Origin of the sequence: Rhizobium sp. Root274 (assembly GCF_001429245.1) — a bacterium.
Classification (GTDB): Bacteria; Pseudomonadota; Alphaproteobacteria; order Rhizobiales; family Rhizobiaceae; genus Allorhizobium.
On the sequence record NZ_LMJE01000001.1, the window covers coordinates 676,806 to 700,796 of the forward strand.

Annotated in this window: 27 protein-coding genes and 1 tRNA gene; 13 read left to right on the forward strand and 15 right to left on the reverse strand. The window is 60.5% G+C overall.

Going from position 1 to position 23,991, the window contains the following annotated elements:
* Positions 1-35: 35 nt before the first annotated feature.
* The 4 genes from ASE36_RS03495 to ASE36_RS03510 all read left to right on the forward strand — a co-directional run bounded on the left by ASE36_RS03495 (position 36) and on the right by ASE36_RS03510 (position 2,437).
* A complete protein-coding gene (locus tag ASE36_RS03495) occupies positions 36-440 on the forward strand; it encodes a hypothetical protein (protein WP_062275617.1) in 405 nt (134 codons plus the stop codon).
* 840 nt (positions 441-1,280) lie between these two features.
* Positions 1,281-1,646, forward strand: a complete 366-nt coding sequence (locus ASE36_RS03500) for a DUF2293 domain-containing protein (RefSeq protein WP_244474652.1) — start codon at positions 1,281-1,283, stop codon at positions 1,644-1,646.
* A 19-nt stretch (positions 1,647-1,665) separates the two neighbouring features.
* A complete protein-coding gene (locus tag ASE36_RS03505; RefSeq protein WP_062275620.1) occupies positions 1,666-1,944 on the forward strand; it encodes a hypothetical protein in 279 nt (92 codons plus the stop codon).
* Positions 1,945-2,056: 112 nt separating this feature from the next.
* A complete protein-coding gene (locus tag ASE36_RS03510; protein ID WP_062275622.1) occupies positions 2,057-2,437 on the forward strand; it encodes a hypothetical protein in 381 nt (126 codons plus the stop codon).
* Positions 2,438-2,975: 538 nt separating this feature from the next.
* On the opposite strand, the gene ASE36_RS03515 is transcribed toward ASE36_RS03510, so the two are convergent.
* A complete protein-coding gene (locus ASE36_RS03515) occupies positions 2,976-3,386 on the reverse strand; it encodes a type I secretion C-terminal target domain-containing protein (protein ID WP_062275624.1) in 411 nt (136 codons plus the stop codon).
* An 84-nt stretch (positions 3,387-3,470) separates the two neighbouring features.
* Complete coding sequence (locus ASE36_RS03520; protein ID WP_062275625.1) at positions 3,471-3,923, reverse strand: hypothetical protein; 453 nt, start codon at positions 3,921-3,923, stop codon at positions 3,471-3,473.
* 308 nt (positions 3,924-4,231) lie between these two features.
* Between ASE36_RS03520 and ASE36_RS03525 the strand changes: the two genes are divergently transcribed.
* The 3 genes from ASE36_RS03525 to ASE36_RS03535 all read left to right on the forward strand — a co-directional run bounded on the left by ASE36_RS03525 (position 4,232) and on the right by ASE36_RS03535 (position 7,791).
* Positions 4,232-4,798: a sugar transferase gene (locus ASE36_RS03525; protein ID WP_062275628.1), complete on the forward strand. Its 567-nt coding sequence runs from the start codon at positions 4,232-4,234 to the stop codon at positions 4,796-4,798.
* Between the two features lie 136 nt (positions 4,799-4,934).
* Complete coding sequence (locus tag ASE36_RS03530; protein WP_413813643.1) at positions 4,935-6,749, forward strand: polysaccharide biosynthesis protein; 1,815 nt, start codon at positions 4,935-4,937, stop codon at positions 6,747-6,749.
* A 133-nt stretch (positions 6,750-6,882) separates the two neighbouring features.
* A complete protein-coding gene (locus ASE36_RS03535) occupies positions 6,883-7,791 on the forward strand; it encodes an NAD-dependent epimerase/dehydratase family protein (protein ID WP_062275630.1) in 909 nt (302 codons plus the stop codon).
* A 250-nt stretch (positions 7,792-8,041) separates the two neighbouring features.
* On the opposite strand, the gene ASE36_RS03540 is transcribed toward ASE36_RS03535, so the two are convergent.
* Positions 8,042-8,116 (reverse strand) — tRNA-Gln (locus tag ASE36_RS03540).
* Between the two features lie 169 nt (positions 8,117-8,285).
* On the opposite strand from ASE36_RS03540, the gene ASE36_RS03545 reads away from it, so the two are divergent.
* Positions 8,286-8,846, forward strand: a complete 561-nt coding sequence (locus ASE36_RS03545; protein WP_062275631.1) for a type 1 glutamine amidotransferase domain-containing protein — start codon at positions 8,286-8,288, stop codon at positions 8,844-8,846.
* A 404-nt stretch (positions 8,847-9,250) separates the two neighbouring features.
* Here ASE36_RS03545 and ASE36_RS03550 read toward each other — a convergent pair whose 3' ends face one another.
* A complete protein-coding gene (locus ASE36_RS03550; RefSeq protein ID WP_062275633.1) occupies positions 9,251-9,574 on the reverse strand; it encodes a hypothetical protein in 324 nt (107 codons plus the stop codon).
* 103 nt (positions 9,575-9,677) lie between these two features.
* On the opposite strand from ASE36_RS03550, the gene ASE36_RS03555 reads away from it, so the two are divergent.
* Both ASE36_RS03555 and ASE36_RS03560 read left to right on the forward strand, forming a co-directional pair.
* Positions 9,678-10,661: a hypothetical protein gene (locus ASE36_RS03555; RefSeq protein ID WP_200945150.1), complete on the forward strand. Its 984-nt coding sequence runs from the start codon at positions 9,678-9,680 to the stop codon at positions 10,659-10,661.
* 87 nt (positions 10,662-10,748) lie between these two features.
* Positions 10,749-11,702, forward strand: coding sequence for a DUF1499 domain-containing protein (locus ASE36_RS03560; protein WP_062275637.1), 954 nt, complete (start codon positions 10,749-10,751; stop codon positions 11,700-11,702).
* A 58-nt stretch (positions 11,703-11,760) separates the two neighbouring features.
* Here the strand turns inward: ASE36_RS03560 and ASE36_RS03565 are convergent, their stop codons facing one another.
* The 6 genes from ASE36_RS03565 to ASE36_RS03590 form a co-directional block, all read right to left on the reverse strand.
* Positions 11,761-12,165, reverse strand: coding sequence for a type II toxin-antitoxin system death-on-curing family toxin (locus ASE36_RS03565; RefSeq protein WP_062275639.1), 405 nt, complete (start codon positions 12,163-12,165; stop codon positions 11,761-11,763).
* Positions 12,165-12,428, reverse strand: a complete 264-nt coding sequence (locus ASE36_RS03570; protein WP_062275641.1) for a hypothetical protein — start codon at positions 12,426-12,428, stop codon at positions 12,165-12,167. The genes ASE36_RS03565 and ASE36_RS03570 overlap by 1 nt, the downstream gene beginning before the upstream one ends.
* Positions 12,429-12,585: 157 nt before the next feature.
* The gene (locus ASE36_RS03575; protein ID WP_062275642.1) at positions 12,586-13,512 is read right to left on the reverse strand and encodes an MBL fold metallo-hydrolase; all 927 of its coding nucleotides are present in this window, start codon (positions 13,510-13,512) and stop codon (positions 12,586-12,588) included.
* Entirely contained in the window at positions 13,509-13,805 is a 297-nt protein-coding gene (locus ASE36_RS03580) for a cupin domain-containing protein (protein ID WP_062275644.1), read from the reverse strand. The genes ASE36_RS03575 and ASE36_RS03580 overlap by 4 nt, the downstream gene beginning before the upstream one ends.
* Before the next feature lie 173 nt (positions 13,806-13,978).
* Complete coding sequence (locus tag ASE36_RS03585) at positions 13,979-14,839, reverse strand: sigma-70 family RNA polymerase sigma factor (RefSeq protein ID WP_062275646.1); 861 nt, start codon at positions 14,837-14,839, stop codon at positions 13,979-13,981.
* Positions 14,839-15,306, reverse strand: coding sequence for a carboxymuconolactone decarboxylase family protein (locus ASE36_RS03590; protein ID WP_062275648.1), 468 nt, complete (start codon positions 15,304-15,306; stop codon positions 14,839-14,841). Before ASE36_RS03590 ends, ASE36_RS03585 begins: the two co-directional genes overlap by 1 nt.
* A gap of 227 nt (positions 15,307-15,533) precedes the next feature.
* On the opposite strand from ASE36_RS03590, the gene ASE36_RS03595 reads away from it, so the two are divergent.
* Positions 15,534-16,079 (forward strand): histidine kinase, encoded by a 546-nt coding sequence (locus ASE36_RS03595; protein ID WP_244474653.1) that lies wholly within the window; start codon positions 15,534-15,536, stop codon positions 16,077-16,079.
* A gap of 156 nt (positions 16,080-16,235) precedes the next feature.
* Here ASE36_RS03595 and ASE36_RS03600 read toward each other — a convergent pair whose 3' ends face one another.
* Both ASE36_RS03600 and ppdK read right to left on the reverse strand, forming a co-directional pair.
* Entirely contained in the window at positions 16,236-16,583 is a 348-nt protein-coding gene (locus ASE36_RS03600) for a hypothetical protein (RefSeq protein ID WP_156378554.1), read from the reverse strand.
* A 172-nt stretch (positions 16,584-16,755) separates the two neighbouring features.
* Positions 16,756-19,422 (reverse strand): pyruvate, phosphate dikinase, encoded by a 2,667-nt coding sequence (gene ppdK / locus ASE36_RS03605; protein ID WP_062275653.1) that lies wholly within the window; start codon positions 19,420-19,422, stop codon positions 16,756-16,758.
* Between the two features lie 376 nt (positions 19,423-19,798).
* On the opposite strand from ppdK, the gene ASE36_RS03610 reads away from it, so the two are divergent.
* Positions 19,799-21,112, forward strand: a complete 1,314-nt coding sequence (locus ASE36_RS03610; RefSeq protein WP_062277987.1) for an enoyl-acyl carrier protein reductase FabMG — start codon at positions 19,799-19,801, stop codon at positions 21,110-21,112.
* 588 nt (positions 21,113-21,700) lie between these two features.
* Positions 21,701-22,864 (forward strand): MFS transporter, encoded by a 1,164-nt coding sequence (locus ASE36_RS03615; RefSeq protein WP_062275655.1) that lies wholly within the window; start codon positions 21,701-21,703, stop codon positions 22,862-22,864.
* A gap of 10 nt (positions 22,865-22,874) precedes the next feature.
* Here the strand turns inward: ASE36_RS03615 and ASE36_RS03620 are convergent, their stop codons facing one another.
* From ASE36_RS03620 to ASE36_RS03630, 3 genes are read right to left on the reverse strand one after another with little or no spacing between them, the layout of a single operon-like run.
* Positions 22,875-23,288 carry an Ivy family c-type lysozyme inhibitor gene (locus tag ASE36_RS03620; RefSeq protein ID WP_062275657.1) on the reverse strand — a complete coding sequence of 138 codons (414 nt, stop codon included), beginning with the start codon at positions 23,286-23,288 and terminating at the stop codon, positions 22,875-22,877.
* On the reverse strand, positions 23,288-23,665 hold the full coding sequence (locus ASE36_RS03625) for a helix-turn-helix domain-containing protein (protein WP_062275659.1): 378 nt from the start codon (positions 23,663-23,665) through the stop codon (positions 23,288-23,290). Before ASE36_RS03625 ends, ASE36_RS03620 begins: the two co-directional genes overlap by 1 nt.
* 9 nt (positions 23,666-23,674) lie before the next feature.
* Positions 23,675-23,983 (reverse strand): type II toxin-antitoxin system HigB family toxin, encoded by a 309-nt coding sequence (locus ASE36_RS03630; protein WP_062275661.1) that lies wholly within the window; start codon positions 23,981-23,983, stop codon positions 23,675-23,677.
* Positions 23,984-23,991: the final 8 nt, after the last annotated feature.

Consider the following 23,991-nt stretch of genomic DNA (forward strand, 5'->3'; position numbering starts at 1 on the left):
CGAGAGGCTAATATGTCCGAACACTTGTCCCGAACATGAACTGCGCCAACTTCTGCCTGCCGTATCCGGATGAGCTCGCCAAGGAATTGGGCGCCACCGGTTTCGTCATGTCGATCCGCCGCCTGTTTGAACTGCTTGCAAGGGAGGCTGACGACAAGGATCCCGTGAAGGCTGCTCTCTTGCGCCAGGCGGCACAGCATTATCCCGACACGTATCCTGACGGAGAGATCATCATCCGCAACAGCCTGACGAACATTGTCGCAGAGGAAGATGATTGGGACGATCTGACTGACAGCCAGAAGATCCACCGTGGCAACGTCAACGCTGCTATCGCGAACGTGGATCGCATCCGCTACGAACTCGAGATGATGATCGACAGCTACGACGACACCGAGGAACTGACCCGCCTGCGACGCGAGCTCGCAACAATCGCAGTCTGACTGGCCGTTGAGCCGATCGCGAGATCGATCGGCTCATCCTCACACAGGAGGCTCTGTTCACCGGCACCACGATATGGATCAGCTGCTGGCTGTATAGAGCCCCCTTCGCCGCTACGACCGTGTCTCGGTGACGCTGTCGGTGCCCGGCAGATGAAGTGCGCAACCAGGTTGTGGAAGCCGCTTTTCCGGTCACTGCACAGCAGCGGAAGACATGACGATTAGGACCATGCGAATATGTTTTTGGCGTTGGCTTTTCAGGTTTCCCAACTGCCAAGTGACGCCTCCCGGGGGATCGGCGGCGATGACCCCATCACAAGCCCAAAGAGCTGAGGACTGTGCGGCCGGCAGCACGCCGTTAAGTCCGCCTTCTCTCGATCCGCGACCTTTACACTTTCAGGAAAAATCGAAAAACTGCCTCTTCTGTCGAGATAGTGTAAAGTTTCGTCAATGTTTAGCCGGAAAAGGCCCACTGCTATTCCTCAGGACCTTTACGCGAACCTTGCATCGAATAGCTATTTTCTCCCCAATTCAGCGTCTGACGTTTACATAAACTTGCGCCCAACCGCACCGATGTAAAATTTTTCACGTTTCGGATTGTCCAGAAGTCCTGAACTGTGGATGCTCGATTGATGAGAATAGGATCACCAATCTGCTCCGGCCACAAAAGGCATCCCCTTGCCTCCACGCACCCCTTCCTAAGACTTCGCTTTCACGGCTGACCGACATCCCGCTGTGACCACGGATTTGGGTCCACGTTAACGCACGGCGGGTTCCGACCAAGCCGCCCCCCCCAAATCCCTTCCACCTGGCTCCAGCAGCCAGAAACCTGTGGAAAGTAAGTTGCCGCTTATTCGACAGCACAACCTATCGTGCACCATAAAAGAGCTCGCCCGCCAACAGGAGAACCCGCGTAACACTTTCTCAAAAGAAGCCGTCGTTGATCATTTACGCCGCAAGCACCCCGGCTGCCCCGATTTTGCCGTTTCGTTCTTCTCTGAAGAGATTGCCCGTAAGGAATGGCAAGGCGCCACGCTTGGTAAAGCCGTCGGCGTCACGATGCAGAGTTGTCTCCGTCACCAAATGACCGACTACGAGACCTTGCTGCTGAACGGGATGGACCGTGAGGAAGCGCGCGCTCGTGTACAGCCCCGTATCGATGCGATGCTGAAGGTCTGGAGAAAGAAGCCCAAGAGCAAAAATAAGTAGGCTAAGGAGACCGGTGTCGATGTCTAATCCTGAGGCACGTCTCGCACTCGCGCATTTGATAGCTGATCGTATCTTAGAACTTGGGATCGATCGCCTGGAATTCATGAAGCTGACCGGCTTCACCACGGCGTCTTCATTCGGCTCATACCTTGCCGGTTATTCGAAGCTGCATCTCTGGCAGGTTCCGCTTGTCGCAAAGGCCCTGGATCTCGATGAACGAAAGATCCTGATGATGTGTCTAGCCCAGGACAACAACGATTGGTGCATGGACCTGTTTCGGCGCCACATATGCCTGTGAGCAGGCCGCGGCAGAACCAGTCTGACCGGCTAAGCTCCCCTACTGGGACATCAGCTATCCCAATCTGCAGACGCTATAAATCATGTATCGAGACGCAAGCAGGAACGAAAACATGATCGAGTCTTCAATCACTGAATACCTCAACAATCGGCATAGTGCCGTCGCACAGAGCGATAGCCCCGGAGGCTTTCTCGGGACCCGCCTCTTCCAGCTTATCTTGTTCGGAGACGCGAAGCTGCCGCTGGATCGCGTTGAGAAAACCGCAGTGCTGCTGGACTGCAACAAGCATGAGCTGTTCCGGATGGCGATGCGCCAGTTCTACGATGAGCAGACGATTTCAACGTTCCAGAAAATGCTCGGTTGCTCTATTTCTGACGAAGAGCAGCAGTGGCTCGACGTCATTCATTCGGCGAGCGACGGGCCCGTGGTGAAACCCAGCGCCATCGCTCGACGCCTTGCGAGGGCATTGGCCAAGCCGCCAACTGAGGCATAATTCTTACGAGGGTCAGGACGGCCGATCCCTGGTATCGCGGCCGTTCCCCCCTGGGCCATCCTCAGACGGAAGCTGAACACTGAGCGAAAGAGCTCGCATCAGATGCGTACAGACCACGGAGCTTGGTACGATGGATGAAGAGGACAAACAAGCGAAGGCGAAGACCATACGGCGAGCACGTCCCGGGATGACGCTGGACCCAGAGGCTCTCGTGGCGCGCGAGTACGAGCGCCACCGCGTCTTAATGAACCGTTTGAGGCAGTCCGAGGCAGATGACCAACAATATTCGGACTCTGTCGATGTGTAGGGGGCTGTCGGCGTCTATTCCGCTATCTCGGTAGCAGTGATTCCGAGTGTGCTTCAGTGCAGAGAAACAAAATAGCGCCCCACAAGAAGAGACGGGCCGTAGCGGGCCCCTCTCGAGTGTAAGATACCTAGCTGACCGCGAGCATCAGTCGTGCGGCGTAACAGTCACATGCTTGTCGTCGAAAAGGACCTTGATGGCTGCCTCGTGGTTCTGCAGAACGACCACATCCTTCTAGAGGCCCGGCTCGGCCTGGACGCTGACGGTCGTGTTGCCATTGCCATCGAGAGTGGCCTGCACGTACGTGGCGACAGTTGCATCGGGCTGCTCGCCAAGCAGGCTGTCGAGAAGCGCCGTCACGTCGAGCACATCACCTTCTTCCGAGCTGAAGTCCGTGATGACATCGGCAACGTCGAGATCGTCGAGTGCTGTCTCATCGAAGACGAAGGTGTCAGCACCGGCGCTGCCGGTCGTTACCACCTCGCCCATGCCGCCATGCAGCGTCAGGCCCTCAGACTCCGATCCGAAGATCGTGTCGAAACCGACTTCGACGAAGTTGCCGGTCGAACCATCCTCGAAGGTGAATTCACCCTCGGCGAAGATCGTCTGGCCGTCTTCCGAACCGCCCGTCTGGTCAGTCGTCAACGAGATGCTGGTGACGCCGTTGTTGAAGAGGCTCGACAGCTCGCGCTCGTCGCTGACAACGTTGTTGTTGGTATCGACCCAGACCTAGAGCTTGGAGAAGGCATCGTCTTCAACGTCAATCTTGCCATCGGAATTGCTGTCCAGCGAGGCGAGAGCCGCCACGCCGCTGGCAAACTTGCCCCCGTTAAAGTCCGGCGTGAAGATTTCCGAGCCATTGTCTGTCAGGCCGTTGCCGTCGACGTCATAGGCAAGGATTCCATCGTCGCTGGTCCAAGCGATCTCATCCGCCTTGCCATCGGCATTGATGTCGAAGGTGACACCATTGTCGATCGACGAGAAAGCGAAGCCGTTGTGGTCGAGGTCGAGGATGATGGGGTCTGCGGCGGCAATTGGCGTGAGCGTATCTTCCGGACCACCGACAGTTACCTTGACTCCCTTTACAGATGATGCACCGACTAAGGTGTACGCCGTCACGAAACCGTTGCCATCAGCATTCACCTTCACCAGCAGGTCGCTACCGGAGATGATGACCTTCACTACGCCGCTCAAACTCAACGAAGCTTGCGGCCGCGCTATCCCTTATGATCGACGGAGCTTCACCGCGGGGATCGAGTCGCATGACCGACAACCGGCACCCCGCCTTTATCACCTGCAGGTTCCAACGCTTATGGTGCGCCGTTCTATCGGTCGCGTCGACTGATGACGGGTGCCAGCCATGCAGGTGCAAGAAGCGCCAAAGGTTCCGGGGATGACACGCCTAGACTTTCGCCGCTAGCGATCGGCAACGATTTATCTTAAGGACACGCACAACGAGTTTTCCGGGTTCAGCGTGGGTCAAATCACCAATGTTTTTGAAGAGAACATGCGATATTGCCGGCGTCATCCTGGCGTTCATGATTTTCGCCTTACCAATGGCTGTTGTGGCACTTGCCGTCCGCGTGACGTCTCAGGGGCCCGCACTTTACTGGTCGCAACGGGTGGGCCGCGGCAATCGCCTTTTCTCCATGCCGAAATTTCGCACGATGCGGACTGACGCACCCGTTGTCGCGACACATCTTCTGGGTGACGCTGCACGGCATCTGACACCTGTCGGCAGCTTTCTTCGCAAAACCAGCCTGGACGAACTTCCACAACTCTGGTGCATCCTAACAGGAGACATGAGTTTCGTTGGGCCTCGTCCGGCGCTTTTCAATCAGGATGACCTTATCGCGGCGCGGACCGCACACAATGTGCACACGCTTGTGCCGGGGCTCACGGGCTGGGCTCAGGTGAATGGACGAGACGAGCTGGCGATCCCGGACAAAGTCGTGCTCGATGTTGAATACCTGCAGCGTCAGAGCTTCCTTTTCGATTTGCGTATTCTCGGCCTGACCGCCATAAAAGTCGTGCGTGCCGCTGGCGTCCACCACTAGTGAGTTGAATGGCAGGATCATGCTAGCTTCCAATTGGGTAAACCAGGCTCTGGTCAAGCGCATCAGAGAGAACATCATCAAAACGCCCCGCTTCTGGAAACGGGTGCTATTGATCGCATTCGACTTCATAGCGCTTATGTTTGCGCTCTGGGCCAGCTACGCAATCCGGCTGGCGGACTGGACGCCTGCAATCAGCATTGAACGCCTGACGCTCGCAACCTTCGCACCTTTGGTGGCAATCCCGATATTTATTCGGTTGGGCCTGTATCGCTCGGTAATCCGTTACCTGCCGGACGCCGCGATCTGGACTATCATCAGAGCAATGCTGATTGCGACAATGAGCTGGGTCATCATCATCTTCCTGATGGAGATGGCCGGTCAGGGCATTGTCCCCCGCTCAGTCCCTTTCCTCTATTTCATCTTGGGAACACTCCTTGTCGGCAGTATGCGATTTGCCGCGAAATGGATCCTCATGTCGGGGACAGGGTTGCGCCGCAACGAACAGCCGATCTTTATCTATGGCGCGGGCCCAACCGCCGCTCAACTCGCACGCGCCCTCAGAGGCCACGGCAATCGCTACGTGATGGGATTGATCGATGACGACCCAACAAATCACGGGCGGGACATCGCCGGTTACCGGGTCTATCCGGCCCGCGACCTGCCCTCGTTGATCGATCGCTACGGTATCAAGGAAATCGTTCTCAGCATGTCGTCCATCCCAATGGACAAACGACAGGCGGTGCTCGGGCGCGTGACAGGCCTCGGCGTGAAAGTGCTGAGCCTACCCGATATCTCGGACCTGGTCGACGGTCGCTACATCGTGAGCCAGATCCGGGAAATAGAGATCGACGAACTGCTCGGTCGGTCCTTTGTGCCGGCCGATCCTGAATTGCTCGACCAGGCACTCGCCGGCAAGATCGTTATGGTGACGGGCGCTGGCGGATCTATTGGCTCAGAACTTTGTCGCCTCATCATTCGCAGGAAGCCAGAAAAGCTCATCTTATTCGAAGCGAGCGAGTTCGCGCTTTACCGGATTGAACAGGAAATACTGGCGACAGGTGACTTCCCGATCATTCCTCTGCTCGGCTCTGTGACAGATGCCAGGACAGTCGAGCGGGCCATCCGAGCCCACGAAGTCCAGGTTGTCTATCATGCCGCGGCACACAAGCATGTCCCGCTCGTCGAAGCGAATGCGCTCGAAGGAATTCGCAACAATGTTTTCGGCACATTGACAGTTGCAACCATCGCCGCGCGCCAAAATGTCGAAAGCTTCGTGCTGATATCATCGGATAAGGCGGTACGGCCGACTAATGTGATGGGTGCAACAAAGCGCTGGGCTGAACTCGTCGTCCGACAGATCGCTATTGAGGTGCGGGAGAGGCCGGAGAAGCATAGCTTCTGCGCGGTGCGCTTTGGCAATGTGATCGGTTCAAACGGCTCGGTTGTGCCGCTTTTTAAAGAGCAAATTGCCAAAGGCGGGCCGGTGACCATCACTGATCCGGACATGACCCGTTACTTCATGGCAATCCCTGAAGCCGCCGAGTTGATTGTCCAGGCCGGGGCTCTTTCGACGGGTGGAGATGTTTTCCTGCTCGACATGGGCGAGCCGGTGCGTATCGGCGACCTTGCGGAGAACATGATCCGACTGGCCGGCTTCAATATCCGAGACGAAAGAAATCCGGAGAGGGGGATAGCCATCGAGGTGATCGGGAAGCGTCCGGGAGAAAAACTCTTCGAGGAGCTATTCTACGACCGCAAAAATGCACAATCGACCCGCCACCCGAAAATCATGCGCGCCGACTCTTCCGCGATTGTAAACTACGATATCTCAGCTTGGCTGCAAAAACTCGAGCATGCTATCGCGGCGGAGGACGAGGCAGAGGCGAGGACACTCCTGTTCGCACTGATTTCGGAAGACGAAGTTCTCGATCGAAACCTCGGCCCTGGCTAGAAGCATCCTTCTGAAGGGTTCGTCTTCGGAACGAAGTCCAGCAAACTGCGGACCTGTGGTTCCGCCTCGGCATGACTGCGAATAAAGCGGGCGGCCACAGCAGCGATGGCTCAATGATGAACGGATCAGACATATGGGATTGACCCTGGTGACCGGTGCCTCGGGATTTGTCGGTTCCCATCTTGTCGAGGAGATGAGGCGACGTGGTCTGCCGGTTCGCGGTATCACCAGGGGAGCCAAGCCGGACCTGTTGAACATACCATCCTACGGGGCCGACATGAATTGGAGCGACTGCCTCGATACCGTCGACACCGTGGTTCATCTCGCGGCACGCGTTCATGTCATGCAAGAAACCGCATCTGATCCGCTTTCGATGTTTCGAGAGGCCAATGTCACGGCCACGATCAACCTCGCACGCCAGGCAGCGGAAGCGGGCGTACGTCGCTTCATCTTCGTCAGCTCCATCAAAGTGAACGGCGAATTCACTGCGCCCGGCCGGCCCTTTACGGCAGCCCACCCGCCTAACCCACAGGGCCCTTACGGCGTATCGAAAGCCGAGGCTGAAGCGGCACTGATGGCTTTAGGGCACGAAACCGGCATGGAGATCACCATTATCCGCCCTCCGCTCGTGTACGGCCCACGCGTTCGTGGAAACTTCCGGAGTCTGGCAAAGTGGGCTTCATACGGACTGCCGTCTCTCTTCGCAGCAGTGAATAACAAGCGGTCACTCGTACACGTCTCCAACCTGTGCGACCTGCTGATCAAAGTGATTGATCATCCAAGCGCCGCTTATCGAATTTTCTTGATCAGCGATGACCGAGATTATTCGACCCATGAACTGCTCGAGACGCTGGCGGTCAAATCTGGACGTCGATCGTACAGCGTCCGCGTCCCACCGAGATTGCTCAAATTAATCGGGAGGATAAGCGGTCGTCCCGAATCCGTTGAGAGGCTAATGCAAAGCCTCCAGGTCGACATTCGGGAGACAAGTCAGACTTTGAATTGGGTCCCCTCTGATGCCTCGCGCCTGGATTTTTACTGAAGCGCGAAATGCACTTCCTGCGCCGGGTTTATCTTACCTGACGGTCTTTCCCATATGACGGACCTCGTCAGGCGATTAACAGATACTCAGCTCTGGAGCGGCACCAGGCAGAGCTGATTCACGTTAGGCAGCCCAACGAACGAGGTTGGTCAAGACAATCGCTAATTCAGAATGTCTGCACCGAGAAAGCGTTCCGTTAGCGCCCATAGCACACAGCTTAACACAATGAAAACAAACGAAAGAATGACTGTGGCTGGGGCGCCAGGATTCGAACCTGGGAATGCCGGTACCAAAAACCGGTGCCTTACCGCTTGGCGACGCCCCAACAGATTGCGGGTGCATGAGGTCGCGCCGCAAATCGACGCCTGATTAGCAAAGCGGGAGCCGAGCGGCAACAGGTCTTGTCGTCCGGGAAAGCGTTTTTTGCGGAACGATCACGGGGCCACCCCGTTTGCCTTGCATCCCCAAGCGCAACAGAGACGAAAGGACATCTCATGCCTTCCATCACATCCGCACGTATTCTCATCCTTGCCACCCATGGCTACGAGCGCTCGGAGCTGCGCGTGCCGCTCGAGCAGCTGCGCGCACGCGGCGCCAAGGTTCTCATTGCCTCCCTGGAGAAGGCGCCGATCAAGAGCTGGGATGAAGACAACTGGGGCGATACTGTCGATGTCGACCTGATGCTCGATCAGGTGTCTGTCGATGACTTCGATGCGATCGTGCTGCCGGGCGGGCAGATCAATCCCGACCTCCTGCGTAAGGAGCGCAAGGCGGTGGATCTCATCTCCTCCTTCGTCAAATCCGGCAAGACAGTGGCCGCCGTCTGCCATGCGCCGTGGCTGCTGATCGAGGCCGGCGCCGTCAAGGGCCGCAAGGCGACCTCGTTCAGCTCGATCAAGACCGATATGATCAATGCCGGGGCCGACTGGCGCGACGAGGCCGTGGTCACCGATCAGGGCATCGTCACCTCGCGCAATCCGGGCGACCTCGATGCCTTTGTGGCGAAGATCGTCGAGGAGGTGGAGGAAGGCCGCCATCAGCGCCGCGCGGCCTGACCGGTTCGCTCGCATTCCGGCGGGCCGCCTACAAGGCTCGCGGCTGGTTTATGATTTTGAGGCCCGGCGATCTCCGCCGGGCCTTTCTTCGTTTCGGCTCCACTGACGACATGCGCGTGTGAGGTTTGGCAGCCAGGCGGACCGACCGGGAGAGGTTCTTCCCTCCCCGCCGGAGGACGGGGCGACAGGACAGAGAGAGAGAGAGAGAGAGAGAGAGAGAGAGAGAGAGAGAGAGTGGCCCGAACGCGCCTACGACGGGGCTATTCAGCCCCATATAGGCGCCGGGCCGAGGTCTGCTGCCCCTTCCCGAGCGCCGACTTCATGGTTCGACCCCGCGAACGCCCCGCCTCCGGCACTCTCTCGCGCAGTGCCACGTCCGCCCATGGGCGTCATTGCACCACCGGTCAACCGGGGATCGCCGGCACGTCGCGGCGCAGGTCCGGCTCATCGTGGATGAAGGTAATCTGGAGGGTCGCCATACGTTCGGCGTCCGGATTGCCCCCCTGGTTCTGCGGTGGGTCGATGGCAATGCCGGCCTCGCAGAGAGCCTGCGCAAATGACGAAAAGGCGCCGGACGGCAGGATCAGGCGAATGGTGTTCATCACGTTGGAAAACATCCTGGTGTCGTCGATCCAGCCGCCGAGCCGGTTCACCGTGTCGAAGACAAGCTGGGTCGCAAGCCTGCGGTCCACCCGCGTGACCGCCGTCATCATGATCAGGGCGCGCATGGCCTCACCTCCGCTTCGTCCAACCAGTGTGGCGCGCCTGGCGGTGACAAATCAAGCCTGTTGTGGAATAGGCTTTCAGGCAATCGAATGACGGACGGCGGGCATGAAAAAACAGCGGCAGCGCGGCGGGCAGCAAAAGCGGCGGGTGGCACCGGCAGCGGCGAGCACGTCTATCGCTGGCTCAACCACAGAGAGAATGCCTGCAGCGGGCGGAGAAGCAGCGGGTGGGGTTGCCGGGGCTGCGGCAGGCGAAAGTGCCGCGCGGGCCCGCTTCCGGGCGGGCATTGCCACGCGCGGCTTCAAGCTGGCGCTGGCGCTTTTCCTCGCCGGCGTGCTTCCGGTGGCGCTCTCCCTTTCCATTCCGCATGATTTTGCCTTCTTCGAACTGGGCTTCCTGTTCACCCTGTCGATCTATGATCTGGTGCTGGCCATGCTTGGCCTCTCCGTCGTCGTCGCGATGTCTGCGCGCGGCCGCGAGATCGGCTGGATCGCCTTTGCCTTTCTCGTCGTCCTTCTGCCGATGCTGATCTTGTTCGACACGGTCTTCCCGGTCATCCTGCAGAGCCCGCTCGGCGACGAGCTGTTTCTGATCGCGCCGGTCGCTGTGGTGCTGTCGGGTCTGGCGCTGTGGCTGCCGGCGCGGTTTCGGGTTTTCGGGGCAGCCGTGGCTGCCGCGGTGGTGGCGCTGTCGCTGTCGCTGTTCATCGGGCTCGACGATTTCGGCATCGGGATCAAGGAATTCACACTCACCGCCGTTCTGGGCGCGCTTTGGATCCTCCTGTCGCCCGGCCTGCTGTTGCGGCCGTTTCGCGGGGCCTGGCTGATCATTCCGGCCCGGATCATCGGCTCCTGGCTGGTGGTGATCGCGATCATCGTGACGGTGTCGCTTTATGTGCCGCTCTCGCCGCAGCAACAGCCGCCGCTCGGCGACCCCACCGCACCCGATGTGATGATGCCGGGGATCGGCTCGCTCGACAGCCCGAGCCTGCCGCCGCTCGATCCGGCCATCGAGGAGGGCCTGGAAGAGGCCCCCGGCGGCGACGGATCCGATCTGTTTTTGCCGCGCGAGGAAGACCCGAAACCGTGAGTTGACCGCTGCCGTTTGATATCGACGCCTCCCGGTCGAGCGGGTACACAAGGGGCTGGTCCTTCTTCTGATTCCGGTGTCGCCTGCATGATCGTCCGCTACGACCGTCCCGTGTCCCGCTCCGCCTTCCTTGCGCGACGGCTGGGCGTGTTTGCGCTGGTGATGCTTTTGGTCGTCGTCCTGGCGCATCGATTCGGTCTGGTCAAAACGCCCGATTTCATTGCCCTGGTGCTGGTGGCGGCGCTGCCGGCGGCGCTTGCCGTGCCGCTGGCGTTAATCGGGCTTGCCCGGCTCTGGCAGATCGGCGCGCTCGGGGGCATCGCCTCGGTGCAGGCGCTTGTCTATGCGGCCCTGCCGCTCGCGCTGCCGGGTTATGGCTTTTACCTCTACGACAACCGGCCGAAGCTGACAGAGGTTTCCACGGACCTCACCGACCGACCCGCCTGGGTATCGGTGCCGGATGCCAATCAGCAGTTCCTGCCAAGGCCGTCGCTTCCGGTGGCGGCGAATGTGATGCAGACCGAGCATTATCCCGGCCTCAACGGGCGGCGTTACGAAGGGGCGATCGACCGCGTTTACGAGGCGGTGCGCAAGGTGGCCGCGGCCAACCGATTGGTGGTGACCGCGAGCCGCGGCGAGGACTATGCCCTGCCGGATCTGCAATTGCGCCCGGCCGAAGACGGCCAGACCACCACGCCGCCCTCTGCCGCAACCGGCACGCCGCCGGCCGAGGAAGCGCTGCCGGAAAGCGGCCCACTGCCGATGCGGCGGCCGGATGCCATCGCAGCCCTGATCGGCGCCGCCGAGGCCGCTGACGGCGAACCGGAAGGCGAGGCGCGGCTGCAGCTTTCCACCCGCACCTTCGTGCTCGGCCTTCCCTTTGATGCCGTCGTCAGGCTGAAGGAAGAAGCAGAAATGACGCTGGTCGACATTCGCGTTGCCTCGCGCTTCGGGCCACACGACCTCGGCTTCAGCGACGAGATCGCGGAGGATTTCCTGCATGCGCTGGATGCGGAGCTTCTGGGGATTTCGGGGAATTGAGGCTCGGCACGACGTGTTGGCGTCAGCGACGCTTGGAATACGGCAGGTGATCCGTGACCTACTTGAAAGGCTTGAGTGCGCTTTCGATGAAGTGGGCAAGGAGCCCTGGATGAGGGTCTTGGGTAATAGCCTGCTCCACCATCATAGCCCAGACGATCTGACTTTTATCGGGCGCCACTGCGATGACAAAGCCATTCAGGTGAGCCAGCATGCGGCCAGCTGCCCAGGCGGTGCGCTTGTTGCCCTGCTCGAACGCATGGGCACGGCCAAGTCCATAAATTAGCTCGGCCACGAGCATCGCCACGGACGCATCGCCCGTATAAGCGAAAAAGTTCCGTGGGCGGGCAACTGCAGACTCAAGTGATCCGCGATCGCGGAGAAGATGCCGCTCGGTTGAGCCTGTCAGTATGCTACGATTGAGGGCAACGACCTGATCGGTTTCGATCCAGCGCGGCACCAACATCAGCGGGAGAGGTATTCCATGATCCACTTGTCGCTCACCAGGAGATCCTGGGCGAACTTATGAGGATCGATGTCCCCTTCGATGGGGGCGGCCTGCACCATCTTCGACGGCGTGGGCTTCGGCTTTTCCCCCCGGGTAAGTGCCGAAGCTGCGGCGGTCTTCGCAGAATAGTTAAAGCGCCCGGACACACCATCACGGCTAGTTCGGGTTCCCTTCCCCGTCCTCGTCACCCTAACCGGCCTGCTCTTACGCTTCTCTGCCATCACGCATCTCCTGCCCTAAACATAGCGTGCCGCCTGGCGGCTGACTAGACCACCATGCGGATCGTAGCTTGTAAAGGTTATCTCTTCACCCCGAGTGGACGTGATCTCACTCCTCACCGTCACCACTCACCGAGGTCGGCGTTGCTAAGGGCAACGGTTAGGCAGGCCGATATTCACCCAAAAGCCGCGGCGGACCATCCGTCGCGATCAAGCCTTTTTCCACCAGATCTTCCAGATGGGCGAAGACGGATAATGCTGCCGCCCCATGCAGGCGGGGGTCGGTGGAGGCATAGATGGTCTTGACCATATCGGGTATCAGCCGGTCGCCTTGCCGGATCCGCGCCAGCACCGCTTGCTCGCGCATCAGGCGGTGGGTGCGCAGCGCCCGGACGAACCCTTGAGGCTCGGTGACCGGGCCGCCATGGCCGGGGAGATAGAGGCGGTCGTCGCGCGCGAGCAACCGGTCGAGCGAGGCCATGTAGTCGCTCATGGCGCCATCCGGGGGCGCGACGATCGAGGTGGCCCAGGCCATGACATGATCGGCGGAAAAGAGGATGCCGGTGTCTTCGAGCGCAAAAGCTGAGTGATTGGCGGTGTGGCCCGGCGTGTGCACGGCGGTGAGGCGCCAGCCGTCTCCCTCGACCGTCTGCCCGTCCGCGAGGGCCAGGTCGGGGATGAAATCGGTGTCCGAGCTTTCGGCGAAGGGGTTCACCTCGCCTTCGAACAAGGGGCGCGACGGGCGGTGCGGGCCTTCGGCAACGATAATGGCCCCGGTCCGTTCCTTCAGGCGGCGGGCGAGCGGGGAATGGTCGCGGTGGGTGTGGCTGACGGCAATATGGGTCACCTCGCGCCCTTCGAGCGCTGTCATCAGTGCCTCGAAATGCGCATCGTTTTCCGGGCCTGGATCGATGACGCAGACGGATTTTTCACCGATAATGTAGGTATTGGTGCCGTGAAAGGTGAAGGGGCTCGGATTGGGCGCGGTCAGGCGCTGGACGCCTTCGGCCACAGGCACCGCCACCCCATGCTGCGGGTCGAAGGTGGTGACGAAATGCGGCGCCGCTTGGACGTCACCCCTGCTCATTTGTATTCGATCTCGATGAAGCTCATCGGCGCACTGCCACCATTGATGACATTGTGCTCGATACCGGCATCGCGGCGATAGGCTTCGCCGGCCTTTGATGTTACGCGGCGTTCGCCCGAGGCATTCTCGATGAGGAAATGGCAATCGGTGAGCGGCACGACGACATAGCCCAGTCCATGGGTGTGGTGGCCGGTCGCGGCACCGGGTTCGAAATCCCAGCGGGTGATGCGCGTGACGGCATCATCGAGGATCACGGTCGGGATGGCGGGCGGGCGGGCGGAATAGCCGGGCATTGACGTCTCCGGGTGGGGATGGAGGGGCGTACGGTGTCCGGACGTTAGCTCCTGGCTGCCCATGGGGCAATCGCTGCATGGCAAAAGCGGGTGGCAGCCGCAGCCTGCGGTGGGCAAGCCGCGGGTGCATACGGATCGACCTCTCCGGGTTAGGTCTCAGCGAATGACCGGTGTTAATGCAGATGCCTCAACTTGTCGGGATTGCGCATGACATAGATGGCGCTGATGGCGCCATCTTCGATCTGCAGCGCCGTCGTCTGCAACTCGCCGTCCGCCTCGAGGGTCAGGAAACCCGGCAGGCCATTGATCAGGCCCACACGCAAGAGGGCTGATCCTGCGGGCCAGATCTTCTCCGAGAGATAGGTATGGACCTTCATCACGGCGGCATGGCCGAGGATCGGGGCGATGGCGGCCTTTCGCTTGCCACCGCCATCGGAATGCAGGCCGACATCGGATGCGAGCATGGCGGAAAGCGCCGTCATGTCGCCGCTGCGCGAGGCCTTGAAGAAAGCCTCTGCCATTTCCAGCCCGCGCTTGGCGTCAACGGTATAGCGGGTCCGCTCTTCCCGAACGTTCCGGCGTGCCCTTGCTGCCAGCTGGCGGCAGGCGGCGACGTCGCGGTCGAGGGTCTCGGCGATCTCCTCGAAGGGCTGGCCGAAGACATCATGGAGCAGAAGCGCTGCCCGCTCCAGGGGCGACAGCCGCTCCAGCGCCAGCATCAGCGGCAGGGTCACATCCTCTGGCTCGTCTTCGTCTTCGACCACGGGTTCCGGCAGCCAGGGGCCGATATAGGTCTCGCGCTTCAGCCGGGCCGATTTCAGCTGGTCGAGGCACAGCCTTGTGACGACGCGGCCCAGAAAGGCCTCGGGCTCGCGGATCTCGCCGCGGTCGGCCCTCATCCAGCGGATGAAGGCCTCCTGCAGCATGTCTTCGGCATCCGCGACCGAGCCCAGCATGCGATAGGCGAGCCGCATCAGCTTCTGCCTCAGGGGATCGAAACTCGCTGCCGCATCTGTGTGCTCGGAGGATAACATCAGGCAGCCACTCCCTGGGCGCGGGTGGCAGGCGTTTCCAACCAGAGGCCGAAGCCGACGGCAAGCCTGTTCCAGCCGTTGATGACATTGATCATCAGCGTCAGCTTCACTTGCTCCTCCTCGGTAAAGGCCGCCTGCAGATCGCGGCGCGCCGCCTCTTGCGGATGGCCGGTGGCAAGTGTGGTGAGGGCTTCGGTCCAGGCGAGGGCCGCCCGTTCGCGCTCCGTATAACACGGCGCCTCACGCCAGGCCGAGAGGAGATAGATGCGTTGCTCCGTCTCGCCCTTGGCGCGCGCTTCCGCCGTGTGCATGTTGATGCAATTGGCGCAGGCATTGATCTGGGACGCGCGGATCTTGACGAGCTCGATGAGACCAGGTTCGAGGCTTGCGGCGACGTCGTTCGAGACGGCCATCCACTTCTTCATCAGCGTGGGGGAGGCTGCGAAAGGATCGAGTGTTGCGGTCATGATGTCGGTTCCTTTTGTTGAGTACGAGATCATGACGAGCGGGGGGTGGTCAATGTGACATGGGTCGAGGAATTTTTCGGCTCATTTCATGTCCGCCCAGGTAAGAAGCGTGAGCTCTCCAGCGATTGTATCGTTCGTTTTGGCGAAACGGCGGGAAAGGCGAAGGCCTCATCGCGGGGCGTTAACCCTCGTCTCAATTTAGGGGATTGTTTGATAAGGATATACAGATGCTGCTGCAGATCGCCTACAGTCCCGACCGGAAATACTTCGAAGGGACACCCATGAAAAAACTTCTGATAGCCTCGGTTTTCGCGATCTCCATGCCGTTCGGCGCCTCTGCCGCTGAACTCATCTTCCCCAGCGATGCGCCGGTTGCGTCCATCACTATTCCCGACAGCTGGGGACCGAAGGAAACCGAGACCGGCGTTGATGCCACGTCCGAAGACGGGGCCGTCTATTTCTCGATCGATGTGGCAGACGCCGCGTCTTCGGACAAGACAACCGATATTGCCATCGACTTTCTGACCAAGAACGGCGTGAAGATCGATCCTCAGTCGGTGAAAGAGTCTGGCGAGACCGACGTCAACGGCCTCAAGATTTCCTCGCTCGACTACGAGGGGACGGACGAGAGCGGTCCGGTCGATGTGTCCCTTGGCTTTGCCGCGGCGGGCGACAAGGTTCTGATCTTCACCTATTGGGGTTCGAAGGATACCCAGGCCCAGCACCAGAAGGAACTGGGTGACATGTTGGCCTCGTTGAAGCCTGCGAGCTGAGGCTGAAGACAGGAAGCTTTCGCGCACCTTAGGCTGATTGCAAACCCGTCGACTTTTCGGCGGGTTTCTCTTTGCGCGCGCGAGCGGACATCAGGGACGGGATGTCTGGCGTCTAAGAGTTTCCGGAGGCAGCAATCCTGCCCCGTAAGGGGCACCTTACTCGTCGGCGTCAAAGCTTTCATCTTCGGCGCTCAAGCACATGTCGGCACCCTCTTCGAGATCGCCCGCACTCAGCCCGTCGAAAAAGGCCACACTGCTGCCGATCATCTGGTTGGCGGCATCCTTGCCACCATTGAGTTCCTCGGACTTCTGACGAAACGTCTCGGCGGCGGTCTTGTACTCGTTCTCGTCAGCGGCGTTGATGACGCCGTTTTGGAGCGCAAGGCCGATGATCACCACGCAGACAGAGGGAGACGCATGATCCGGCAGCTTATCTTCCTCGGCCAGCACTGGGGCGGAAAGCGCTGCGGCAAGCAGGAGGGCGTAGAGCGGCAATCTTGGCACGTCGGAAATCCTATGGCGGGTGGAGACAGGTCCAGTCGCAAGGACCTGCCATGTGTGCCGTTTACAAAGCGTGAAATGATGAGGCCATCGTGCTGTATCCAGGATGGCGCCTGTGACGGGTTGAGGCTCTCGGGCTGGTAGCGCGCGGTGAGGCAAACTCAGCCGCCTCTCCTCACCCCCTAGCCTTGATCGCCGCCTGGGCCGCCGACAATCTCGCAATCGGCACGCGAAACGGTGAACACGACACATAATCCAACCCGACATCCTCGCAGAAGTGGATCGAGGTCGGGTCGCCGCCGTGTTCGCCGCAGATGCCGAGTTTCATATCGGGGCGCGTCTTGCGGCCACGTTCGGCGGCGATGCGGATGAGTTCGCCGACACCGTCGAAATCCAAGGACACGAAGGGGTCCTGGATGATGATGCCCTTCTTCTGGTAGGTCGGGATGAAGCGGGCGGCGTCGTCGCGGGACATGCCGAAGGTGGTTTGCGTCAGGTCATTGGTACCGAAGGAGAAGAATTCGGCGGCTTCGGCGATGATATGGGCGCGGATCGCAGCGCGGGGCAGCTCGATCATCGTGCCGACGAGATAGGAGATTTCGAGTTCGGCTTCGCCCATGACTTCGGTCGCGACCCGGTCGATGACGGCTTTCACGTAATCCAGTTCGGAGCGCAGGCCGACGAGCGGCACCATGATTTCGGGAACGACGGCAGCGCCGGTTTCACGCGCTGCGGCAACGGCGGCCTCGAAGATGGCGCGGGCCTGCATTTCGGCGATCTCGGGATAAGAGATGGCAAGGCGGCAGCCGCGATGGCCGAGCATGGGGTTGAACTCGTGGAGCGCATCAATGCGGCGGCGCATGAAGCCGGGTTCCAGGCCCATGGCGTTCGCCACTTCCTCGATTTCCTCGTCGGACTTCGGCAGGAATTCATGCAGCGGCGGGTCGAGCATGCGGATCGTCACCGGCAGGCCATGCATGATGGTGAAGAGCTCGGTGAAATCGGAGCGCTGCATGGGCAAGAGCTTGTCGAGCGCTGCGCGACGGCCGGCCTCGTCTTCGGCGAGGATCATTTCGCGCATCACATGGATGCGCTCGCCCTCGAAGAACATGTGTTCGGTGCGGCAAAGGCCGATGCCCTCTGCGCCGAAAGAGCGGGCGGCGCGGGCATCGCCCGGCGTGTCGGCATTGGTGCGCACGGTCATGCGGCGGGTCGCGTCTGCCCAGACCATCAGCTGGGCGAAATCCCCCGACAGTTCCGGCTGCAGCATGGGCACCTCGCCCTTCAGCACCTGGCCGGAGGAGCCATCGATGGTGACAATGTCGCCCTTGGTCAGCGTCACTCCCATGCCGATGAGCTTTTCGTTGCGCAGATCAACGCGCATGGTGCCGGCACCCGAGACGCAAGGGATGCCCATGCCCCGGGCGACGACCGCCGCATGGCTGGTCATGCCGCCTCGGGTCGTCAGGATGCCCTGGGCGGCATGCATGCCGTGGATGTCTTCGGGGCTGGTTTCGACGCGGACGAGAATGACCTTTCGGCCCTCGGCTTCGGCATCGACGGCCTCTTCCGCCGTGAAGACGATGGCGCCTGTGGCAGCGCCCGGCGAGGCGGGAAGGCCGGAGCCGATGACGTGGCGGGTGACGCGCGGGTCGATGGTCGGGTGCAGCAACTGGTCGAGCGAGGACGGCTCGATGCGCATCACCGCTTCCTGCTCGCTGATCAGGCCTTCCGACACCATGTCGACGGCGATCTTCATCGCGGCCTTGGTGGTGCGTTTTCCAGAGCGGGCCTGCAGCATCCACAGCTTGCCGCGCTCGATGGTGAATTCGAGATCCTGCATGTCGCGGTAATGAGCTTCGAGGCGGGTGCAAATTGCCTGGAATTCGGCAAAGGCCTCCGGCATCAGCTTTTCGAGCGAGGGCTTGTCGGAACCACTGTCGATGCGGGCGGCTTCGGTGATCGATTGCGGCGTGCGGATACCGGCCACGACGTCTTCGCCCTGCGCATTGACGAGGAATTCGCCGTAGAGTTCCTTTGCGCCCGTCGAGGGATTACGGGTGAAGGCGACGCCGGTGGCCGAGGTCGAGCCGAGATTGCCGAAGACCATGGTCTGGACAGTGACCGCCGTGCCCCATTCGCCGGGAATGTTATGGAGCATCCGGTAAGTCTGGGCGCGGGGGTTCATCCAGCTCGAGAAGACGGCACCGATTGCGCCCCAAAGCTGGACATGCGGGTCCTGCGGAAAGGGCTGGCCGAGCTCGTTTTCGAGCAGATCCTTGTAGAGCGAGACGACATGCTGCAGCTCGACGGCAGAGAGATCGGTGTCGAGTTCGTGGCCAAGGCGGCCCTTCTCGTCCTCGAAGATTTCCTCGAAGATTTCGTGGTCGAGCCCCATGACGACATCGCCATACATCTGGATGAAGCGGCGATAGCTGTCCCAGGCGAAGCGGGCATCACGGGAATGGTGGCCGAGCGCCTCGACGGTGTGGTCATTGAGGCCGAGATTGAGCACCGTGTCCATCATGCCGGGCATGGAGGTGCGCGCGCCGGAGCGGACAGAGAGGAGAAGCGGCTGGCTGGTGTCGCCGAAGGCACGGCCGGTTGCGGCTTCGATGCCTGCGATACCGGAGAGAACCTGGGCTTTCAGGTCGTCGCGAAGGGTCTTGCCGCTCTTGTAATAGATGCCACAGGCGTCTGACACGATCGTAAGGCCGGGCGGAACCGGCAGGCCAAGCGCCGCCATTTCGGCGAGATTGGCCCCCTTCCCTCCCAGCTGGTCGATCTCGGTCCTACTCCCCTCGGCCTTTCCTCCGCCGAAGGTGTAAACCCACTTGCGCATTGCCCTCTCCACCCAAACAGGCTTTATTTTCCACCGTTTACAGCAAATGTGACGGATTGGAAACGTCACAGGTCCAAGTTTATGCTGCAATGCATCATAATTGCAGCAGAGAGAGGCAATCCTGCTCGCGGGGACGGAAGCGGATGATGAAACGGCAGCCCGGATCAGAAGACGGGGGCTGCGGCATGCGCCGTTTGTGCATGCTGTCACGCGGGGCCTTCGGGTCGGGTATCCATCGCAATTGTTACAAGTCATCACGCAATGCGATAAACGGTCACTTAAAATGACCAGAGAAATCGCTTCAAGATGATGCACTGCGGCCAAGACTTTGGTAGTGGGCTTGCACGAGTATTGTAATCCGGATTCGCAAATGCCCCTGACAAGCCCGGTCTCCCTGACGCAGATCCCGCAGAATACCCTGTATAAAAAGGGTGATGTCTTCGTTCTCTTCGGTGAATTGTTTGGTCGCGGCTATGTGACTGGCCTTCTCGACCAGGCCAAAAAGGCCGGCATGGAGATCATCGGGATCACCGTTGGTCGCCGTGACGAGAACAACAAGCTTCGCCCGCTTAACGAAGAAGAACTGGCGCAGGCGGAGGCCAATCTCGGCGGCCGGATCATCAATGTGCCCGCCATGGCCGGCTTCGACCTCGATGCGCCGGAAGGCGAACCGACGCCGACCGACCTCCTCGGCGCGCTGACGCTGGAAAACTGGGAAACCGAAAAGCTCGACTGGGCGCATATCGAAAAGTGCCGCGAGATCGGCGTGAAGCGCTTTCAGGATGCCGTTGCCAAGATCATGGCCGAGCTTGAAGGCATGATCGCCGACGGCAAGAACGTCCACTTCGCCCACACCATGGCTGGCGGCATTCCCAAGGCCAAGGTGTTCCTGGTGCTCGCCAACCGCATCTACAAGGGTCGTGGCGCGCGTCACATGTCCTCGCAGGTGCTCTTGGAAAGCGATCTTGGCAAACTGATCCTGCAGAATTTTGATGAAGTCTCGGCCAACACCTTCCGCCACCTGATCGAAGGCAGTGCCGCGATCCGCGCCCGCATCGAAAACAGCGGTGGCCAGGTGCGTTACTCGGCCTATGGCTACCACGGCACCGGCATCCTGATCGGCGACGAATACCGCTGGCAGACCTATACGAACTACACCCAGGGCTATGCCAAGATGAAGCTCGAGGCGATTGCCGAAGAGGCTTTTGCATCCGGCATCAAGGCGACTGTGTTCAACTGCCCTGAGATCCGCACCAATTCGTCCGACGTCTTTGCCGGCATCGAACTGCCGCTTCTGCCGCTCTTGAAGGCGCTGAAGAAGGAAAACGGCGGCGCGCGGGCTGAGAAGATCTGGGCTGACTGCCAGGCGCTTTTGGTCGATGGTGCCACCATCGACGACGTTCTCCAGAAGATCGCCGATTTCCAGGTGAGCGCGGTGATGGAGCCGTTCTACGACTTCAACAAGTGGCCGATGCCCAACAGCCAGGGCCAGTCCGACATCACCATCGGCACCTCGACCGAGATCGCCCAGATGCACAAGGACGGCAAGGCGCTGATCTCAGACTATCTGAGCGTGCTCGTGGTCGAAGCGACCGGCGCGCTGATTTTCGGGGAGGTGGCGAACCCTTCGGCGCCGGTGCTGTGGCTGAACCATGATGTGGTGGCGCGGCAGATAAATTCGGCGGGCTGAGCGCTAGCGAATAGGCAGTCGCCAATTGAGGGATGCCGGGAGCTTGCTTCCGGCGTTTTCGTTTTCACGACCCCCTTCGTCATCCTCGGGCTTGTCCCGAGGATCTACTGCCGCTGCTATTTGCTCGACGTTCACGGCCCCTCCCGCACGCCTCCCATGCATGGCCACCCTCGACAGATCCTCGGCACAAGGCCGAGGATGACAGCGTGTCTGGGCCGGCGGATGGGCGATTGGCAACGGGTCGAATGTCGCGTTACGGCTTCCGGCATTTCTTCTTTGGCGCGGCGCCATTCCCCGGGTCGTCATCCTCGGGCTTGTCCCGAGGATCGACTGCCGTCGCTATTGGTTCGACGTTTAGAACCTTCCCTTAGGCGTCCCATTCATCGCCACCCTTGGCAGATCCTCGGCACAAGGCCGAGGATGACGGCGCGTATGGGGCATGTCTCGGTGCCCGCCATATGCCTCGGCGAGCAGCGCCAACGAATGACCTTGTCCGGTGGCGAACCGATCGACGTCTCGCATGGCTGGACTTGTTGGGCGAATGCTGGCACGTCCCTGACGAGTTGTCTGACAAGTCGAGTCGCCCTGATGCATATCCCCCCGCAGTTTCGCGTCTATATCGCCTTCTTCCTCTTCGCCATGTCGACCGGCTCGCTGTTTTCGCGGCTGCCGGACCTGCAGGCGCATCTTGGGGTCAACAAGGCGCAACTGGGGATGACGCTGATCGGCATGGCGATCGGATCGCTGATTTCGCTGACCCTCTCCTCGCCGCTGATCGTCCGGCTCGGCACGCGCACGACGCTGGCCATCTCTTTGCTCGGCGTGATGGCGCTGCTCTCGACCATTCCGCTTCTGCCCAATGCCCCCCTGGTCTTTGCCACGCTCTTTGTCATGGGGCTCTTGGCCGGTGCGCTGGAAATCTGTCTCAATGTGGAGATCGGCCGGATCGAGGCGCAGATCGGCTTTGGCATCATGAACCGGGCGCATGGCTGCTGGAGCCTCGGCTTTTTCGTGACCGCCATCACTGCCTCCCTGGTGCGCCAGGCAGAGATCAGCATGCAGACGCATATGCATGTGCTGCTCGCGGTGATGTTCGTGATCGCCGCCGTGACGATCGCCGGAATGAAGAATGCGCCGCATCTCGTGCATGCCGGCCCGGCGCAAGATCAACCGCATTTCGCCCTGCCGACGCTGGGTCTCCTTCCGCTCTGCATCATCGGCACCTCGGCCTTCCTGATCGAGGGTGCCGGCATCGACTGGTCGACGATCTACATGAACGAGGTGTTCGAGGTCTCGCCCTTCATTTCCGGCTCGGGCCTCACCCTGTTCGGCTTCTTCATGGCGCTGGCCCGCCTCACCGTCGATCCGGTGGTCGACCGGCATGGGGCACGTCTCGTCGGGCGCGTTCTGCTGACGGTGGCGGCACTCGGGATCGCGCTGGTGTGGCTGGCGCCACATCCGTATCTCGCCCTGCTCGGCTTTGCCCTGATGGGGGCCGGCTGCAGCGCGGTCTATCCGATGGCGGTGACGGCCGCCGCCCAGCGGACGGACAGGCCGGCGGTCGTCAATGTGGCGGCGATCGGCCAGATGGCCTTCGTCGTCTTCTTCCTCGGCCCGCCGCTCCTCGGCTTCGTCGCGGAAGCTTTCGGCATCCGCAACGCCTATCTCGTCTGCCTGCCGCTCATTCTGGGGTCGATTTTTGCGAGCTCGGCCCTGCCGGTCAGGGTGGAGAAGGGACCGGCGTCCGCCTGATGCGGCGTCTTCAATTCGCCAGTGCGACCAGTTCGTCGGGCGTGGGATCACCGAAGAATTTGACGCCAAGCTTGGCGTCGGAGACTTTCAGCACAACATGTTTGCCGTCGGCTGTGAAGATCACGACCAGCCAGCTCGCCTCGCAAAAGCCCGCTTCGCAGGCGCGAAATTTCTGCCGCCGCTCCCCGGCAATCACGACTTCTTCCGAGGCGAGCGCGACATAATGCGGCTCGCGCACCAGAGCGCGCACCCAGAAGGGAAGCCCCGGCTTGCCCTTGATCATCTCCAGCAGACTGTCGCGATGCGCTGCAGAGGCTTCGAGAACTTTTGGCAGGAAGTTTCCGGAGAGGGAGGTGTCGGGGGATTGGGCGTGGGCAAGATTGATGCTGCACACCAGCAACGCGGAGACCAGTCGCTTTCTCATCAGGCCGCTATTTCGCCGATCAACGCGCCGGCCGGGATTCCCCAGGCACGACTGATCTTGCGGATCTGGTCAAGATTGATCTCGCGCCGTCCGTTCAGAAGGTCCGCCGCTCGCGACTTGGAACCGAGAACCCCCACAAGATCCGCACGCGTATAGTTGTTTGCTGCCATCACGGCCTTAATCACCTCCACCGGAGCCGCCTTTGGCATTGGGTATTGACGATCTTCATATTCTTCGATCAGCAGCGCCAAAGCATCGAAATGTGCGGCCTGCGGTGTGCCCTCTGCCGGTTCATTATCGAAATATGGACGGATCGCGATGAGCGCCTCGCGATATTCGGCTTCGTTGGCCAATGTCCGGATGGTGCTGATGTTCATTACAATTCCTCAAAGCTTGGCAACATCGATCCCATCGTATTCCTTGTGGGTGCCAACGAACAGAATGAAGACGCGCCCGGTTCTGAAACCAACCAACGCCACGATCCTGAACTTGTTGCCACCGACATCGAAAACGATCTTACCGTCCGTCACATAGTCCGCCGAATTGAACGTCGCCCTTACGTCCGCGAAAGTATGCCAGCGAGCCGCTTCTACCCTGGTATGCCACTCCAGCATTGCGGCACGTGCAGACACACGCACCCCGGTCGGAAGGCGTTCACAGAATTCAAGTAACGCGGATCGGGCGATAACGCGCATGCACAACC

What these genes read in the sequence shown, in the direction of transcription:
- ASE36_RS03565 (WP_062275639.1), bottom strand. Translation starts at nt 12,165, where the DNA reads ATGTTGGTGCCGCGCTGGATCGAAACCGATCAGGTCGTTGCCCTCAAT.
- ASE36_RS03570 (WP_062275641.1), bottom strand. Translation starts at nt 12,428, where the DNA reads ATGGCAGAGAAGCGTAAGAGCAGGCCGGTTAGGGTGACGAGGACGGGG.
- ASE36_RS03555 (WP_200945150.1), top strand. Translation starts at nt 9,678, where the DNA reads ATGAAAAAACAGCGGCAGCGCGGCGGGCAGCAAAAGCGGCGGGTGGCA.
- ASE36_RS03550 (WP_062275633.1), bottom strand. Translation starts at nt 9,574, where the DNA reads ATGCGCGCCCTGATCATGATGACGGCGGTCACGCGGGTGGACCGCAGG.
- ASE36_RS03590 (WP_062275648.1), bottom strand. Translation starts at nt 15,306, where the DNA reads ATGACCGCAACACTCGATCCTTTCGCAGCCTCCCCCACGCTGATGAAG.
- ASE36_RS03530 (WP_413813643.1), top strand. Translation starts at nt 4,935, where the DNA reads ATGTTTGCGCTCTGGGCCAGCTACGCAATCCGGCTGGCGGACTGGACG.
- ASE36_RS03535 (WP_062275630.1), top strand. Translation starts at nt 6,883, where the DNA reads ATGGGATTGACCCTGGTGACCGGTGCCTCGGGATTTGTCGGTTCCCAT.
- ASE36_RS03510 (WP_062275622.1), top strand. Translation starts at nt 2,057, where the DNA reads ATGATCGAGTCTTCAATCACTGAATACCTCAACAATCGGCATAGTGCC.
- ASE36_RS03620 (WP_062275657.1), bottom strand. Translation starts at nt 23,288, where the DNA reads ATGAGAAAGCGACTGGTCTCCGCGTTGCTGGTGTGCAGCATCAATCTT.
- ASE36_RS03580 (WP_062275644.1), bottom strand. Translation starts at nt 13,805, where the DNA reads ATGCCCGGCTATTCCGCCCGCCCGCCCGCCATCCCGACCGTGATCCTC.
- ppdK (WP_062275653.1), bottom strand. Translation starts at nt 19,422, where the DNA reads ATGCGCAAGTGGGTTTACACCTTCGGCGGAGGAAAGGCCGAGGGGAGT.
- ASE36_RS03625 (WP_062275659.1), bottom strand. Translation starts at nt 23,665, where the DNA reads ATGAACATCAGCACCATCCGGACATTGGCCAACGAAGCCGAATATCGC.
- ASE36_RS03545 (WP_062275631.1), top strand. Translation starts at nt 8,286, where the DNA reads ATGCCTTCCATCACATCCGCACGTATTCTCATCCTTGCCACCCATGGC.
- ASE36_RS03560 (WP_062275637.1), top strand. Translation starts at nt 10,749, where the DNA reads ATGATCGTCCGCTACGACCGTCCCGTGTCCCGCTCCGCCTTCCTTGCG.
- ASE36_RS03630 (WP_062275661.1), bottom strand. Translation starts at nt 23,983, where the DNA reads ATGCGCGTTATCGCCCGATCCGCGTTACTTGAATTCTGTGAACGCCTT.
- ASE36_RS03495 (WP_062275617.1), top strand. Translation starts at nt 36, where the DNA reads ATGAACTGCGCCAACTTCTGCCTGCCGTATCCGGATGAGCTCGCCAAG.
- ASE36_RS03585 (WP_062275646.1), bottom strand. Translation starts at nt 14,839, where the DNA reads ATGTTATCCTCCGAGCACACAGATGCGGCAGCGAGTTTCGATCCCCTG.
- ASE36_RS03615 (WP_062275655.1), top strand. Translation starts at nt 21,701, where the DNA reads ATGCATATCCCCCCGCAGTTTCGCGTCTATATCGCCTTCTTCCTCTTC.
- ASE36_RS03505 (WP_062275620.1), top strand. Translation starts at nt 1,666, where the DNA reads ATGTCTAATCCTGAGGCACGTCTCGCACTCGCGCATTTGATAGCTGAT.
- ASE36_RS03575 (WP_062275642.1), bottom strand. Translation starts at nt 13,512, where the DNA reads ATGAGCAGGGGTGACGTCCAAGCGGCGCCGCATTTCGTCACCACCTTC.
- ASE36_RS03525 (WP_062275628.1), top strand. Translation starts at nt 4,232, where the DNA reads ATGTTTTTGAAGAGAACATGCGATATTGCCGGCGTCATCCTGGCGTTC.
- ASE36_RS03595 (WP_244474653.1), top strand. Translation starts at nt 15,534, where the DNA reads ATGCTGCTGCAGATCGCCTACAGTCCCGACCGGAAATACTTCGAAGGG.